Raw genomic sequence first — 14,318 nt, forward strand, 5'->3', positions numbered from 1 at the left:
TCAGGTTGGGGAATCAATCGGCGTGGCCAGGCGCGTCGGCAGGATGAACCCCGCCTCGCGGAAGTCCCACAACGTGGCCCGTTCGCCGGCGTGCGTGAGCGTGGCGACACGGGAATTGTCGATGGCGCCGATCTGGGCGCAGGCAATGCCGCGATCGAGGAAGCGTCGTTCGACCGCCTGCGCATCGTCGTCATCGACAGCCAGCAGGAAGCCATAGCTGGGGAATGCCGTCAGCCATCGCTCCAGCGGCACGCCATCGGGCCGCGGAATGCGCTCCAGCGCGATGCTGGCGCCCACCCCGGAGCATTCGAGCAGCATCAGCGCGGTGCCGAGCGCACCCGCCATGCTGATGTCCTTGGCCGCGGTGCAAAGGCCGTCTTCGGCCAGCACCGGCAAGAGTTCGAGATCCGCGCGCAGTCGTTCGCCCGGCGCGCCCGTCGATGCGTTCCAGAACGGGTACGGCTCCGCGAACGCGCCGCGCAGGTCCACCGCCATCAACAGGCGCTGCCCGGGACGCGCCGCGAAACTCGACAGCAGCTTGCGCGCCCGGCCAACGATCGCCACGGCAAGCTGGCTTTCCTCGCTGCGCGCGTTGCTGTGACCGCCGACGATCGGCACGCCATAAGCGGCAGACGCCGCTGCCATGCCCTTGAGCACTTCAGCGGCGTCGGCGGCGCCATGGCTCCATAGCGCATCGACCACGGCCGTCGGCCTGCCGCCCATCGCATAGATATCGCTGATGTTGACCATGACCGCGCTGTAGCCGGCGAACCACGGCATCGTGCGGATGAAATCACTGACCAGTCCTTCAATGGCGAACAGCAGGTAGCCGTCGCCATCCCGCCATGCCGCGCAGTCGTCGCCGACATCGACAGCCATGGCCGCGTTGCGTCCGGTGGCCGCGGCGCCGAGTGGCGACAGCATGGCCGGGATATCAGTCTTATGCGCAAAACCCCGGCTGCTGCGCAAGGTGTGTACGAGGTCGTCGAGGCTCATCGCACGGCCCTGCCTTCCGCAATCAGGCCCGCGTGCGGCGTATGACAAGGTGGGTAATGGTTCAGGTCTGCCTGCATCAGGTGGTGAGGCCGCCCGAGCAGCGTCTCCTCTGCCAGGACGTGCCAATGCAAGCGCCTGAACAAGGGCACGTTCTGGCTCTGCACGTGCGCAAGGAAGCGCCGGCAGCCGATCGCGTGGGCGCTGCTCACCGCCAGGCGGATCAGCGTCGCACCGATCTTGCCCTGGCTTCGGTATGCCGCATCCACCGCAAGCCGCGAGCCGAACCACACGCCCGGCTCGCTTTCATGGATGCGAACCGTGCCGACCACGGTGCCGGGATGGCGGGGCAATTCCTGCTCGAAGCGCACCGCCACCAGCAGTTGCGCCACGCCGTCCACCGCGTCCCGGTCGTCGCCCGCGAAGATGCCCTGCTCCTCGCAGAACACGGCCTGGCGCAGGCGATAGGCCTGCTCCGCCTCCCAGGTGTGCTCCGCCCAGCGGATGCGGAACATCGGGATGCCCGGCACCTCGACGCAGAGATCGCTTTTCATGCTGTCGCTCCGTCGGTCACCAGTGCCGCCTCGCGCTCGTAGGTGGCCAGTGACGAGCACGCGCCGCACTTGCCGCAACCTGCCTTGATGTCGGACGAGCGCATGCCGGCGGCACGCAGCATGGCGCCGAGCGGCTGCAGGATCGACTGCATGAAGGCCGGCGAGGGTGCCGGGTGGTCCTCCAGCGGCGTGCCGGAGATCGGCACGAAAGGCACCACGAACGGATACACCCCGAGCTCGATCAGCTCGCGCGAGATCGACAGGATGGCTTCCGCGGTGTCGCCGAGTCCCGCGAGGATGTACGTGCTGACCTGCCCCCTGCCGAACACCGCAACGGCGGCCTTGAAGGCTTCCATGTAGCGGCTCGGAGGCACCGCCGCCTTGTCCGGCATGATGCGCTCGCGCAGCGCCGGCGTGACGACCTCGAGGTGCATGCCGAGCGTGTCGATGCCGGCGGCCTTCATGCGCTCAAACCAGCGGTCGTCGTCGGGCGGCTCGCACTGCGCCTGGATCGGCAGGTCGACCGCGGCCTTGATGGCGAAGGAGCTCTCGCAAAGAATAGCCGCGCCCCGGTCCGGCGTCGGCGGCGTGCCGGTGGTCAGCACCATATGCCTGACGCCGTCGAGCAGCACTGCGGCGCGCGCCACTTCGGCCAGTTGCTCCGGCGTCTTGCGCGCGATCGTGCGGCCCGCCGCCAGCGACTGGCCGATCGAGCAGAACTTGCAGGTCTTTTTGCGGCTCTCGTAGCGGATGCAAGTCTGCAGCACCGTGGTGGCCAGCACATCGGCGCCATGCAGCGTGGCGATATGCGAGTACGGGATGCCCTCCAGGGTCTGCAGCGCATGGAAACGCGGCGCCTTCGGAAAGCTGATGCTGGCAATCGGGATGGTGCCGCGCATCAGCGCGCTGCGCCCCGTTCCGTCGGGCGCCTGCGCCACGAACGGCGAGTGCCACGCGGTACTGGTATGCACCGGCACCATGATGGTCACGCCGTCGATGGTGACCGCCTTGTGATCGGACGGACCCGCCCCGCCGCGCCGGCTGGCCGCGCCGGCATTCGGGTCTTCCAGGCGCAGCCCGACGGACTGCAGTTCAGTCATCAATTGCCGGCTCGAAGCCGGCACGCTCGCGCTGGATGTCATCGCGGATACTCCCATGGAAGTTGGAGAAGGCGCCTGCCATCGGCACTGCCGTCGCCGCCGGCCGCTCATTGATGGCAAGGCTTAGCAGTTCCGGGCGCGCGTAGTGGCCCACCGAATCCATCATTCGCTTGCGCTTGGTGATGAGCGACATGTCGAGGTCGGCAATGACCATGCCCTCGCCCTCGCGCAACGGCGGCGCCAGGTGCTGGCCCTCCGGCGAGATGATTGCAGTGTTGCAGCCGCCGCGCAGCGCCTTCTGCAGCGCCGGATCGGTGGTCACGGAGGCGATCTGCGCTTCGGTCAGCCAGCCGGTGGCGTTGACCACGAAGCAGCCGGATTCCAGCGCGTGATGCCGGATCGTGACTTCGATCTGCTCGGCAAAGATCGGCCCGACCAGCGAGCCCGGGAACTGGCTGCAGTGGATTTCCTCGTGCTGGGTCATCAGCGCATAGCGGGCCAGCGGGTTGTAGTGCTCCCAGCACGCCAGCGCGCCGACGCGGCCGATCGCGGTGTCCGCGACCTTCAGGCCGGCCGCATCGCCCTGCCCCCAGATCATCCGTTCGTGGAAGGTGGGCGTGATCTTGCGGCGCTTGACCGCGAGGTTGCCCTCGGTGTCGAAGATAAGCTGCGTGTTGTACAGGCTGCCGTGGTCGCGCTCGTTCACGCCGAGCACCACGACCATGCCGTGCCGGCGTGCGCGCCCGGCGACGGCATCGGTGACCGGGCCGGGCACCACCACGGCCTGCTCGTACAGCCGCATGTGGTCGCTGCCGGAGTGCACCGGCGGCCGTACGAAGGAGAAGTACGGGTAGTACGGCACGAAGGTCTCCGGGAAGACGATCAGCTGCACGCCTTTCCCGGCGGCCTCGTCGATCGCCTCGCAGACCTTGGCCAGCGTGCCTGCGCCGCTCTCGAGGTCGGGCGCGATCTGGACCGCGGCCGCGCGCACAATGCGTTTCTGTGACATGGTGGCACCTGCCCTTTTGCTCAGACCGTCCAGGTATCGATGATCAGCGCGTTCTCCTTGCGGTGCAGCAGCTTAAGGTCGAGCACATCGAGCGGATTGATCGGGCGGATGCCCTCGATCAGCGAGGCCTCGCCGTGGCCGTACAGGGCCTGCAGGGCGAAGCGGCAGGCGTAGACCTTGCCGCCCTCGTCCATGAACTTGGTGAGCTGCTTGTTGAAGTTCATATGCCCGGGGAATGCCTCGTCGCCAAGCGTCGGGAAGCCGCGCTGAACGCCAAGGTTCACGCCGGGGCCGTACAGCAGGATCGAGGTCTCGAAGCCCTTGCGCAGCAGGCGCGTGGCCTGCAGCATGTTGACGAAGCCGATCGAGCCTTCGAAGGCGACGGTGTGGAAGGTCACCAGCGCCTTCTCGCCGGCTTCGGCCTTTACGTCCTCGAATACCTTCTCTTCATAGTCGACCAGGAAATCGCCCTTCTTGTGGGCCGGTTTGCTGACAGCAGGCATGCTTCTCTCCGTTGCGTTGATGGGGCAGTGCGGCCGACCGATCCCTTGCCGATCGACCGTTCGGCGCCAGGCCGAACACGCCAACATCCGCAACCGATGTGCCACGCAATGCCCGCAGTCATGCGATCAATCTCCAATCAAGCCGAAGCCGACCAAATGATCGGCCCAATGATCGCAACGGCTTTGGCCATGGATGCCACCAAAGGCGCACAGCGCACGCCATGACGGCTTCGCCACAATGCACATTTTTGAACGGGAACCAGCCGCCTGGTGCGCACGCGTGGTGCATCCGCGCTGATATCGCACCATCATTGAGAACTTCTGATGCAATCGCTTATGCGGCTTGGTAAGCGATCATTCGGGTGCTACCCTCAGGGCACTGAATGCCATCGCATCGCGCAGCGGGAGACCACGGTGTCCAACCTGACCAGCCATTGGGTAAAACGTATCGCCGGCAGTGCCAAGCCGGCCTATTTACTGATTCCGGACCTGATCGAGGAGGCACTGGCCGACGGCCAGTTGCGCGCGCGCGACCGGCTGCCGCCGCTGCGCGACCTGGCCGAAGCGCTGCAACTGAACTACACCACCGTGGCGCGCGGCTACAGTGAAGCGAGGAAGCGGGGATTGATCGACACCAAGACAGGAAGTGGCACCTACGTGCGCGGACGTGCGCCCGCGATGCCGCTGCGCGGCGGCACGGGTGCGGAGATGTCCATGAACATGCCGCCGGAGCCGCCCGCGATGACAGCGCGGCTTCGTTCCGCCATGGCGCAACTGCTGGAGGCTGCCGATCCCTACACGCTGCTGCGCTACCAGGACTTCGGCGGAACCCCGGCCGATCGCTCGGTTGCTGCGAAATGGCTGCGCCGCTGGGTGCCGGCATGCAGCGCGGACACCGTGCTGGTCACGCCCGGCATCCACAGCGCGCTGGTTGCACTGCTGTCGCAGCTCGCACGGCCGGCGCAGACCATCTGTGCCGACGCGCTGGCCTACCCCGGCATCAAGGCCATCGCCGCGCAGCTCAATATCCAGCTACAGGCGCTGCCCGGCGACGAGGATGGCCCGTTCGCCCACGCCTTCGAAGCCATGTGCAAGACACAGAAGCCGGCGGCGCTCTATTGCAATCCGACCATCCAGAACCCGAGCACGCGCACCATGCCGCAGGCACGCCGCGAGCAGCTCGCCGAAGTCGCGCTGCGCTACAGCGTGCCGATCATCGAGGATGATGCCTACGGCATGCTGCCGCTGCGGGCACCACAGACGTTTGCCGCGCTCGCCCCGGAACTCACGTATTACGTCACCGGCCTGTCCAAATGCCTGGGCGCCGGGCTGCGCATAGCGTTCCTGCACGCCCCCACCGCCCGGCAGGCGCAGCGCCTGGCTGGCACCCTGCGGGCAACGACGGTGATGGCGAGCCCCATCAACACATTGCTCGCTACATCCTGGATCAAGGACGGAACGGTGGACGACATGCTCAAGGCCATCCGCGCCGAAAGCGCGGCGCGGCAGTTGATTGCGCGCCATGTGCTCGAGGGCCTGGCCTATGACGCGGACCCGGAGGGCTTTCACCTGTGGCTGCCGATCCCGGCGGCTTCAGCGTGGAGCCCGTCGGAACTGGCGCTGCACTTGCGCTCGCGCGGCATCGGCGCGGTATCGGCCGCCGCCTTCTCGACCGACGGCAACCCACCCGATGCGATCCGTGTCTGCCTGGGCGGCCCGGGCGAGCGCGATGAGATCGAGGAGTCGCTGCGGATCATCGCGGAAACGCTCGATAATCCGCATCACTTGCATTCAGCGATGCTGTAGCCGGGGGGCTCCCCCTTGACCGTGCAGCTTTCCGCTGTTCGGCGCACTGGTCCGGCGGGGCGTTCAGGGCGCTATCCCCTGACCGACTCCGTCGCGGCTTCGTCGATCAACGCTGCAACCTCGGCTGGCTTCGAAGCCAGCGAAGCATGGCTTGCCGCCAGAGTCACGACCTTCCGGGGATTGAGCCGGGCCGACATCTTCAGTTGGTTTTCGGGGGCGATCATTCTGTCTTCGCTGGAAATCTGGTACCAGGACGGCTTCTTTTTCCAGGCCGGCGTCGTGATGACGTCGCCGAAGGTGCTTGCAAGCGGCGCCTTCTGCGTCACCGCCATCACCAGCGCGTCGTCGGGCGAAAGATCCTGGCAGAAGCTCTCATGGAACTTATCGGATTTGAGCCACAAGTAGCCGTCGCTGTCGGGTTCGAGATTGGGCGCCGCAACCGGAAGATGCTGATGCGTAATGCCACCGGGGCTCTCCCCCGCATCTGGCGCAAACGCCGCGATATACACAAGCCCCACCACATTGGGCTGGTCACCCGCCTGGGTAATCACCGCACCACCGTACGAATGCCCCACCAGGAGGACCGGCCCCTTCTGCTGGGCAATCATCTTGCGGGTACGCTCGACATCGTCAGCAAGCGATGTCAGCGGCATTTCAACGGCGCGGACGTTCGTATACCCCTTTCGCGCCAGTTCAACGATGACTTTTCCCCAATGCGCGGCACCTCCCCAGAAACCGTGCGCCAGAATGATCGAGGGCTTGGTCATGATCTGACTCCTATCTGCCAATGAAGGCTGTAAGCCGAACAATGCAACACGCTGCAGTCCCTCGGCGGTCGGACTGCGCTCCAATCGATTCCACCCAGACGCTGGCTCATCAGCCCTGATCCCCGCCGCCAACTGGCAAGACCGTGCCGGTAATGTACGAAGCCTCGTCCGAGGCGAGAAACAGGATGGCATGGACCTGCTCGTCGATCGTGCCATAGCGGTGCATCAGGCTCGAGGCCCTGGTCTGGTCGACAATGGCCTGGTACCAGATGGCCTCCTGCTCGCTCTGCGCTGCCATGTTGCGCGGAATCCTGCGCGGCGGCGCCTCGGTGCCGCCGGTGGCCACGGCGTTGACGCGCACGCCTTCGTGCGCATGCTCGAAGGCGAGGCTGGCCGTCAGTGCGTTGACGCCGCCCTTGGCCGCCGCGTAGGGCACGCGGTGGATGCTGCGCGTGGCAATCGACGACACGTTGACGATGACGCCCTGCCGGCGCGCGACCATGCCGGGCAGCACCGCGCGGCAGCACCACAGCGTGGGGAACAGCGAGCGCCGGATCTCGGCTTCGATCTGGTCCTCCTCATAGGCCTGGAAGGGCTTGGCCCAGATCGTGCCGCCCACGTTGTTGACGAGGATGTCGATGCGGCCGAAGGCTGCTTCGGCCGCCTGCGCCATCTGCGTGGCGCCGGCATAGCGCTCCAGGTCGGCGTGCACTGCGATGGCCTGCCCGCCCGCAGCAACGATCTGCGCCGCGACTTCATCGACCAGCGCCGATCGGTCGACCAGCACCACCGAGGCGCCCTCGGCGGCGGCGGCCTGTGCGACGCCGCGGCCGATGCCTTGCGCGGCTCCGGTCACGATCATGGCTTTGCCGGCAAAGCGTGTAGCAGTTCTCATGTTGTCGTGCTCCTCGCTCATGCCGCGTTGCTGGCCGAGAACTTCTCATAGTAGAAGCCGGCGGGCGTGATGCCGCTCTGCTGCAGCCAGCCGCGCACGGCCTCCACCATCGCCACGGGGCCACACAGGTAGATGTCGACATCGCCGCCGTTGAGCCATTCCGGCTCCACATGGGCTGTGACATAGCCCTTGCGTGGGTGGTTACTGGCAGCGTCGGCGACGCAGGTACGGTATTCGAAGCCGGCCAAGGCACCCTGGGCCGTATCGATGCGTGACAGCGCCACCAGGTCGATGTCGTTGGTGACCCCGTAGACCATGCGCACCGGCTGCGCACAGCCACTGGCGGCCAGCACATCGAGCATCGACAGGAACGGGGCGATGCCGGTGCCGCCGGCCAGGAACAGCACCGGCCGTGTCACCGCGCGCAGGTAGAAGCTGCCGTACGGACCCGAGAACGCCACGCGCTCGCCGGACTTGGCCTGGCTGGTCAGCCAGGTGCTCATCCGGCCTTCCGGCACGTTGCGCACCACGAAGCCGGTGCGCGCGCTGCCGGGCGCGGAGCTGAAGGAATAGGAGCGCGTCTGCCCGGTGCCCGGGATCTCGACATTGACATACTGGCCGGGCAGGAAGTCCAGGCCGGCGGCCTCGTCCAGGTCGATGGAAAAGCCGATGGTCGAATCGGAGAGCTGTTCCAGCTCGGCCAGCGTCCCCTGGTAGGTGGTGACGCCGGTCTTGCACGCGGCCGACGAGGCGGGCACGCGAATCACGCAGTCCGAACGCGGGCGCGTCTGGCAGGCCAGCACGTAGCCCCGGCCAGCTTCCTCCGCGGTCAGCGCATCTTCGATATAGCTGGATTCGGGCAGGTCATAGCTGCCCGACTCGCACAGCCCGCGGCAGGTGCCGCAGGCGCCATCACGGCAGTCCAGCGGGATATTGATCTGCTGCCGGTAGGCGGCATCGGACAGGGTCTCGTTCTCGCCGCAGGTGATGAACCTGGTGACGCCGTCCTCGAATTGCAGGGCGATGGTGTGTTCCATGGCGCGTTCCTCCAGCCTGGATCAGATGTGATAGATGTCGATGACCTGGTTGATGTAGTCGTTCTTGAGCACGACATACTTGTCCAGGATGCGCGGCTGCGCGCCGGAGAGGTCGAGCGTGTAGCGCGACATGCCGAAGTAGCTGTAGGTGGTCTGGTAGCGATGGCTCAGCGTGTGCCAGTTGAAACGCACGGTGCAGGTGTCGCCCGCCACCCCGAGCACTTCCACGTTGCTCAGGTTGTGGCTGGTGCGCGTGTCCGGAATGGTGGCGCTGGAGCGCTCGGTCTTGATGCGGAACACGCGATCCTCCAGGCCCTGGCGGGTCGGGTAATAGATCAGCGAGATCTCGCGCTGCGGGTCGGTGATCAGCTTGCCGTCGTCATCCCAGCAGGGCATCCAGAACTTTGCGTCGGGGTGGTAGCACGCAAGCCATGCGTCCCACTCTTCGTCATCCAGCAGCCGTGCCTCGCGGTACAGGAAGGACTGGATGGCGGCCAGGTCGACCGGTTGGTCGAGGGTGATGTCGGCGGTGCTCATGCTGCGCTCCCTGCGGCGGCGTCGGTGGTGTCGGTGGCTTCATTCGCGGCTTCGGCGGATTGCTCTGCCACGGCCTTCTTCATCACGTCCAGCCAGTAGCGGTGCTGCACCGTGTAGAGGCCCTCGTCCTCGGTGCGCACCCCGCTCATCACGGGCTTGAGTCCGATGCGCTGCGCGGCCTCGTCGGCACCGTCGATCCAGTGCTTCGCGCCGCGGCACATGTCGTTCCAGGCCAGTGCCTGCCCGGCGTAGCCCTGCTGGCAAGCGCGGAACTCCTCGAGGTCGTCGGGGGTGGCCATGCCGCTGACGTTGAAGAAGTCCTCGTACTGGCGGATGCGGCGCGCGCGCGCCTCGTCGGATTCTCCCTTCGGCGCGATGCAGTAGATGGTGACCTCGGTCTTGTCGACGGCCAGCGGACGCAGCAGGCGGATCTGCGAGCCGAACTGGTCCATCAGGTAGACGTTGGGATAAAGGCACAGGTTGCGAGAGTTCTGGATCATCCAGTCCGCGGTCTCGGCGCCGCAACGCTCGGCGAATTCCTCGCGGCGGCTGAAGTTGGGGCGGTCCTCCGGGTTGGCCCAGCGCGTCCACAGCAGCATGTGGCCATGCTCGAAGGCGTAGAAGCCGCCGCCCTGCTGGCCCCACTTGCCGGCGTCCATGGCGCGGATCTTGTCTTCCTGCGCGTTCTTCTGCTTGCGCTGGCTGGTGGTTGCGGCGTAGTTCCAGTGCACCGCCGACACGTGGTAGCCATCGGCGCCGTTCTCGGCCTGCAGCTTCCAGTTGCCCTCGAACGTGTAGGTGGACGAGCCGCGCAGCACCTCGAGCCCGTCGGCCGACTGGTCGACGATCATGTCGATGACGCGCGCCGCTTCACCCAGGAAATCCTTCAGCGGCGGCACGTCAGCGTTCAGGCTGCCGAACAGGAAGCCGCGGTAGTTCTCGAAGCGCGCCACCTTCTTCAGGTCGTGCGAGCCTTCCTTGTTGAAGCAGTCAGGGTAGCCGGCGTTCTCGGGATCCTTCACCTTCAGCAGCTTGCCGCTGTTGTTGAAGGTCCAGCCGTGGAACGGGCAGGTGTAGGTGGCTTTGTTGCCGCGCTTGTGGCGGCACAGCATGGCGCCGCGGTGGCTGCACGCGTTGATGAAGGCGTTCAGTTCGCCCTGGCGATTGCGCGCGATCACCACCGGCTGGCGGCCGATATGGGTGGTGTAGTAGTCGTTGTTGTTCGGGATCTGGCTTTCGTGCGCCAGGTAGATCCAGTTGCCCTCGAAGATGTGCTTCATCTCGAGTTCGAACAGCTCTTCGTCAGTGAAGGCCGCGCGGTGCAGCCGGTAGTCGCCGCTTGCCTTGTCTTCCACCAGGAAGGTATCCAGGTCGAGGCGCTTTGCGCCGGGGCGAACGGGGGCCTTGCCCTCCGGATAGATGGGGATCATGGAGTTGTCTCCTGCCGATGTCTTGTCGCCGGGGCGGCGCTGCGCATGGCGCTGCCGCCCGGACTGGATCTGCCGGCCCGCGCGGCGGGCGGCATTGCGGAAAATCAGGCGGCGGCGCGCTGGCGCTCCACCTCGGCGGCGGGGGCGCCGGCCTGCTCCGGCAGCAGCCGGAAATCGAAGTCGATCGAGGCGAACGGCTTGTCCACGCCGTGTTTGTCGAGCGCGGCGGCTTCGGTGACGCGGGTCACCGCCGGCACCAGCCCCTCGCGGCTGGCGAAGGCGAAGTCGTCCCACAGGTATTCGTCGCCGTCGATGTTGATCTGCGTGGTCAGCTTGCGGTGGCCGTCCGCCGACACGAAGAAGTGGATGTGGGCCGGGCGCCGGCCGTGGCGCGCAAGCTGGTCCAGCAGGCGCTGGGTGGTGCCTTGCGGCGGGCAGCCGTAGCCGTTGGGCACGTTGCTGCGGAACTGGTAGCGGCCGTTTGCATCGGTGACGATGGTGCGGCGCAGGTTGAAGTGCGACTGGGTCTTGTCGAAGAACGAGTAGTTGCCCATCAGGTTGGCATGCCACACCTCGACCCTGGCGCCGGGCAGCGGCTTGCCGTCGGCGCCGTACACCGTGCCGTGCATGAACAGGACCTCGCCCTTGCCGTCGTCGCTACCATCATCGAGCCGGGCAAAGCCGGTGCTTTCCGGGGCGCCGGCCACGTAGAGCGGGCCTTCGATGGTGCGCGGCGTGCCGCCGGTCAGGCCGGCGCGGGCTTCGGCCTCGTCGGCGCGGACGTCGAGGAATCGCTCCAGCCCCAGGCCGGCGGCGAGCAGGCCCAACTCCTGGGTGGCGCCCGCCTCGGCGAAGTACTCGATGCCCTTCCAGACATCGCTGGCGCTCAGGTCGAGGTCCTCGATCGCCTTGAACAGGTCCGCGGTCAGGCGGACTACCACCTGCTGCACGCGCGGGTCGGGGGTGCCTTGCGTGCCGGTGGCGACGATAAAGCTGTGGACCAGGGCGTCGATTTCCGAGTGAGTCATGGGGGTCTCCATAGTTGTGGTTGGGTCCCGGTTCATGCTTTGCAGGTATCGAGCTTGTCTTCCGGGCACGGATGGAGCATAGTCAACGGCAGTTTTGGCAGTCCAACACTGATTTAGTATCCCATCGATACTCAGGAGGTATAGTCTTGGAATTGCGGCACCTGCGTTACTTCGTGGCGGTGGCAGAGGAACGCAACTTCACCCGGGCGGCCGAGCGGCTGCATATCGCACAGCCGCCGCTGTCGCGCCAGATCCAGCAACTGGAGGACGACCTGGGTGTGCAACTGTTCGAGCGCCACTCGCGCCCGCTGAAACTGACCGACACCGGGCGCTTCTTCTATACCCACGCGCTGCAACTGCTGGCCCAGACCGCGGAACTGCAGGCGATGACCAAGCGGGTCGGCAAGATCGAGCACAAGATGTCGGTCGGCTTTGTCGGCTCCACGTTGTATGGGATGCTGCCGCGGATCATCCGGCGCTTCCGGCAGATGCACGCCGATCTCGAACTGAGCCTGCACGAGATGTCGACCATGGACCAGATCAAGGCGCTCAAGGAGGGGCGCATCGATGTGGGCTTCGGGCGCATTCGCCACGAAGACCCGTCGGTGCGGCGCGTGGTGCTGCGTGAGGAGCGCATGATCGTGGCGCTGCCGGTCGGCCATCCGCTGGCTGACGCCAAGCCCGAGCTCGCGCTGCACGACCTGGTCGGCGAGCCGCTCATCATCTTCCCCAAGGCGCCGCGCCCGAGCTTTGCCGACCAGGTGCTGGCCGCCTTCCACGACCGCGCCCTGAAGCCGCGCCGCCTGCACGAGGTGCGCGAGCTGCAGATCGCGCTCGGGCTGGTGGCGATGGGCGAAGGCATCTCGGTGGTCCCGAGCAGCGTCTACGGGCTCAAGCGGGGCGACGTGACCTACAAGGAACTGGACGATCCCAAGCTGGTGTCGCCCATTATCATGAGCACGCGCATGCTGGACGAGTCGGCCGACCTGCGCTCGCTGCGGGACATGATCTACCAGCTCTACGAGGATGAGGGCATGGCCTACCTGCCGCCGCCGAAGGAATAGGGCGCAACGGGCGGTTCATACTCTGTAGGTATGAAATCAGACGCCAACGGTCTTGGACACCCCAAAAATAGCCCTCCATACTCCGGTGCAACGTTCAACTGCATCAGGAAGGTATGAAAGTGGCGACGCAGCAAAGCATCACGGCCATCGAGTCCATCGAGGCCATCCTGGTCGATCTTCCGACCATCCGGCCGCACCAGCTCGCCATGGCGACCATGCAGCGGCAGACGCTGGTGATCGTCCGCCTGCGCTGTGCCGACGGCATCGAAGGCCTCGGCGAGGCGACCACCATCGGTGGACTTTCCTACGGCGACGAGAGCCCCGAGGGCATCAAGCTGACCATCGACAGCTACCTTGCACCGGCGCTGCTGGGCCAGGATGCGGCCAATGTGCATGGCGCCATGGCGCGCCTCGGCAAGGTCGCACGCGGTAACCGCTTCGCCAAGTCGGCGCTCGAGACCGCACTGCTGGACGCGCAGGGCAAGCGTCTCGGCGTGCCGCTGGCGACACTGCTGGGCGGCGCCGTGCGCGACACCCTGCCGGTGCTGTGGACGCTCGCCAGCGGCGACACCGCGCGGGACATCGACGAGGCCGTGCGCCTGCTCGCCGAGCGCCGCCACGATACCTTCAAGCTCAAGATCGGCCGGCGCAGCGTGCGCGAGGACGTCGCACACGTTTCCGCGATCAAGCGCGCGCTGGGCGAGCGCGCGCGTGTCACGGTGGACGTCAACCAGGCCTGGAACGAAGCGGATGCCGCCACCGGCATTGCCATGCTGGAGACCGCCGGCATCGACCTGATCGAGCAGCCCACGCCACGCGAGCAACGCGCCGCGCTGGCGCGCCTGGCGGCGCGTTTCGTGGTGCCCATCATGGCCGACGAAGCGGTGTGCGGGCCCGAGGACGCGATGGAACTGGCCCGCATCGGCGGCGCCGACGTGTTCGCCCTGAAGATCGCCAAGTCGGGCGGCATCTTCGGCATGCTGCGCACGGCCGCGGTGGGCGATGCGGCCGGCATCGCGCTGTATGGCGGCACCATGCTCGAAGGCAGCATCGGCACCATTGCCGCCGCCCACGGCTTTGCGACCCTGCCGCAACTGGCGTGGGGCACCGAACTGTTCGGCCCGCTGCTGCTGAAGGACGACATCGTGGCCGAGCGCCCCGTCTACCGCGACTTCGCGTTGCACCTGCCGCAGGGCCCCGGCCTGGGCATGGCGCTGGACGAGGACAAGCTCGCCCACTACCGGCGCGACCGCGCCTGATTCCCTGCCATCAGACCCCATCAGAATCGAAGCGAGGAGACACCAATGCTGTATCTGGTACGAATGGACGTAAGCCTGCCGCACGACATGCCCGCCGCGCAGGCGGAGGACATCAAGGCGCGCGAGAAAGCCTATGCGCAGGACCTGCAGCGCCAGGGCAAGTGGCAGCAGCTCTATCGCGTGGTGGGCGAGTATGCCAACTACAGCGTGTTCGACGTCGAGTCCAACGAGGCGCTGCACACGCTGCTGTCGGGGCTGCCGCTGTTCCCGTACATGAAGATCGCCGTCACGCCGCTGGCGCCGCATCCTTCATCGATCCGCTGAGGGAGCCCACGT

At 66.4% G+C, this 14,318-nt stretch carries 15 protein-coding genes; 4 read left to right on the forward strand and 11 right to left on the reverse strand.

Translation table 11 applies throughout. From position 1 onward, the window contains the following. The 5 genes from AC1Q6V_RS20590 to AC1Q6V_RS20610 are packed head-to-tail and all read right to left on the reverse strand — an operon-like array spanning position 1 to position 4,159. Entirely contained in the window at positions 1-996 is a 996-nt protein-coding gene (locus tag AC1Q6V_RS20590; protein ID WP_010811745.1) for a sll0787 family AIR synthase-like protein, read from the reverse strand. Next, the gene (locus tag AC1Q6V_RS20595) at positions 993-1,547 is read right to left on the reverse strand and encodes an MSMEG_0567/Sll0786 family nitrogen starvation N-acetyltransferase (RefSeq protein ID WP_454751080.1); all 555 of its coding nucleotides are present in this window, start codon (positions 1,545-1,547) and stop codon (positions 993-995) included. The genes AC1Q6V_RS20590 and AC1Q6V_RS20595 overlap by 4 nt, the downstream gene beginning before the upstream one ends. Then, positions 1,544-2,647, reverse strand: coding sequence for an MSMEG_0568 family radical SAM protein (locus tag AC1Q6V_RS20600; protein WP_454751079.1), 1,104 nt, complete (start codon positions 2,645-2,647; stop codon positions 1,544-1,546). The genes AC1Q6V_RS20595 and AC1Q6V_RS20600 overlap by 4 nt, the downstream gene beginning before the upstream one ends. Continuing rightward, the gene (locus tag AC1Q6V_RS20605) at positions 2,640-3,656 is read right to left on the reverse strand and encodes a Nit6803 family nitrilase (RefSeq protein WP_010811742.1); all 1,017 of its coding nucleotides are present in this window, start codon (positions 3,654-3,656) and stop codon (positions 2,640-2,642) included. Before AC1Q6V_RS20605 ends, AC1Q6V_RS20600 begins: the two co-directional genes overlap by 8 nt. 20 nt (positions 3,657-3,676) lie before the next feature. After that, positions 3,677-4,159: an MSMEG_0572/Sll0783 family nitrogen starvation response protein gene (locus AC1Q6V_RS20610; protein ID WP_010811741.1), complete on the reverse strand. Its 483-nt coding sequence runs from the start codon at positions 4,157-4,159 to the stop codon at positions 3,677-3,679. Positions 4,160-4,573: 414 nt separating this feature from the next. Here AC1Q6V_RS20610 and AC1Q6V_RS20615 point away from each other — a divergent pair, with 414 nt between their 5' ends. Next, positions 4,574-5,965, forward strand: a complete 1,392-nt coding sequence (locus tag AC1Q6V_RS20615) for an aminotransferase-like domain-containing protein (RefSeq protein ID WP_011615425.1) — start codon at positions 4,574-4,576, stop codon at positions 5,963-5,965. 71 nt (positions 5,966-6,036) lie between these two features. On the opposite strand, the gene AC1Q6V_RS20620 is transcribed toward AC1Q6V_RS20615, so the two are convergent. The 6 genes from AC1Q6V_RS20620 to catA all read right to left on the reverse strand — a co-directional run bounded on the left by AC1Q6V_RS20620 (position 6,037) and on the right by catA (position 11,659). After that, positions 6,037-6,732, reverse strand: a complete 696-nt coding sequence (locus AC1Q6V_RS20620) for an alpha/beta hydrolase (RefSeq protein ID WP_454750959.1) — start codon at positions 6,730-6,732, stop codon at positions 6,037-6,039. A gap of 109 nt (positions 6,733-6,841) precedes the next feature. Then, positions 6,842-7,627, reverse strand: coding sequence for a 1,6-dihydroxycyclohexa-2,4-diene-1-carboxylate dehydrogenase (locus tag AC1Q6V_RS20625; protein WP_010811738.1), 786 nt, complete (start codon positions 7,625-7,627; stop codon positions 6,842-6,844). A gap of 17 nt (positions 7,628-7,644) precedes the next feature. Further along, positions 7,645-8,664, reverse strand: coding sequence for a benzoate 1,2-dioxygenase electron transfer component BenC (gene benC, locus AC1Q6V_RS20630; RefSeq protein ID WP_439670584.1), 1,020 nt, complete (start codon positions 8,662-8,664; stop codon positions 7,645-7,647). A 21-nt stretch (positions 8,665-8,685) separates the two neighbouring features. Then, the gene (gene benB, locus AC1Q6V_RS20635; protein WP_439667935.1) at positions 8,686-9,201 is read right to left on the reverse strand and encodes a benzoate 1,2-dioxygenase small subunit; all 516 of its coding nucleotides are present in this window, start codon (positions 9,199-9,201) and stop codon (positions 8,686-8,688) included. Further along, positions 9,198-10,631, reverse strand: a complete 1,434-nt coding sequence (gene benA, locus AC1Q6V_RS20640) for a benzoate 1,2-dioxygenase large subunit (protein WP_010811736.1) — start codon at positions 10,629-10,631, stop codon at positions 9,198-9,200. The genes benB and benA overlap by 4 nt, the downstream gene beginning before the upstream one ends. Before the next feature lie 104 nt (positions 10,632-10,735). Continuing rightward, positions 10,736-11,659, reverse strand: a complete 924-nt coding sequence (gene catA, locus AC1Q6V_RS20645) for a catechol 1,2-dioxygenase (RefSeq protein ID WP_454750960.1) — start codon at positions 11,657-11,659, stop codon at positions 10,736-10,738. 146 nt (positions 11,660-11,805) lie between these two features. Here catA and AC1Q6V_RS20650 point away from each other — a divergent pair, with 146 nt between their 5' ends. From AC1Q6V_RS20650 to catC, 3 genes are all read left to right on the forward strand, one after another. Next, positions 11,806-12,723: a LysR family transcriptional regulator gene (locus tag AC1Q6V_RS20650; protein WP_010811734.1), complete on the forward strand. Its 918-nt coding sequence runs from the start codon at positions 11,806-11,808 to the stop codon at positions 12,721-12,723. 113 nt (positions 12,724-12,836) lie between these two features. Further along, positions 12,837-13,982: a muconate/chloromuconate family cycloisomerase gene (locus tag AC1Q6V_RS20655; protein ID WP_454750961.1), complete on the forward strand. Its 1,146-nt coding sequence runs from the start codon at positions 12,837-12,839 to the stop codon at positions 13,980-13,982. 45 nt (positions 13,983-14,027) lie between these two features. Then, positions 14,028-14,306: a muconolactone Delta-isomerase gene (catC, locus tag AC1Q6V_RS20660; protein WP_010811732.1), complete on the forward strand. Its 279-nt coding sequence runs from the start codon at positions 14,028-14,030 to the stop codon at positions 14,304-14,306. Positions 14,307-14,318 lie beyond the last annotated feature (12 nt).

This window comes from Cupriavidus sp. GW823-FHT07B10 (assembly GCF_058794355.1).

What these genes read in the sequence shown, in the direction of transcription:
- AC1Q6V_RS20590 (WP_010811745.1), bottom strand. Translation starts at nt 996, where the DNA reads ATGAGCCTCGACGACCTCGTACACACCTTGCGCAGCAGCCGGGGTTTT.
- AC1Q6V_RS20595 (WP_454751080.1), bottom strand. Translation starts at nt 1,547, where the DNA reads ATGAAAAGCGATCTCTGCGTCGAGGTGCCGGGCATCCCGATGTTCCGC.
- AC1Q6V_RS20600 (WP_454751079.1), bottom strand. Translation starts at nt 2,647, where the DNA reads ATGACTGAACTGCAGTCCGTCGGGCTGCGCCTGGAAGACCCGAATGCC.
- AC1Q6V_RS20605 (WP_010811742.1), bottom strand. Translation starts at nt 3,656, where the DNA reads ATGTCACAGAAACGCATTGTGCGCGCGGCCGCGGTCCAGATCGCGCCC.
- AC1Q6V_RS20610 (WP_010811741.1), bottom strand. Translation starts at nt 4,159, where the DNA reads ATGCCTGCTGTCAGCAAACCGGCCCACAAGAAGGGCGATTTCCTGGTC.
- AC1Q6V_RS20620 (WP_454750959.1), bottom strand. Translation starts at nt 6,732, where the DNA reads ATGACCAAGCCCTCGATCATTCTGGCGCACGGTTTCTGGGGAGGTGCC.
- AC1Q6V_RS20625 (WP_010811738.1), bottom strand. Translation starts at nt 7,627, where the DNA reads ATGAGAACTGCTACACGCTTTGCCGGCAAAGCCATGATCGTGACCGGA.
- benC (WP_439670584.1), bottom strand. Translation starts at nt 8,664, where the DNA reads ATGGAACACACCATCGCCCTGCAATTCGAGGACGGCGTCACCAGGTTC.
- benB (WP_439667935.1), bottom strand. Translation starts at nt 9,201, where the DNA reads ATGAGCACCGCCGACATCACCCTCGACCAACCGGTCGACCTGGCCGCC.
- benA (WP_010811736.1), bottom strand. Translation starts at nt 10,631, where the DNA reads ATGATCCCCATCTATCCGGAGGGCAAGGCCCCCGTTCGCCCCGGCGCA.
- catA (WP_454750960.1), bottom strand. Translation starts at nt 11,659, where the DNA reads ATGACTCACTCGGAAATCGACGCCCTGGTCCACAGCTTTATCGTCGCC.
- AC1Q6V_RS20655 (WP_454750961.1), top strand. Translation starts at nt 12,837, where the DNA reads ATGAAAGTGGCGACGCAGCAAAGCATCACGGCCATCGAGTCCATCGAG.
- catC (WP_010811732.1), top strand. Translation starts at nt 14,028, where the DNA reads ATGCTGTATCTGGTACGAATGGACGTAAGCCTGCCGCACGACATGCCC.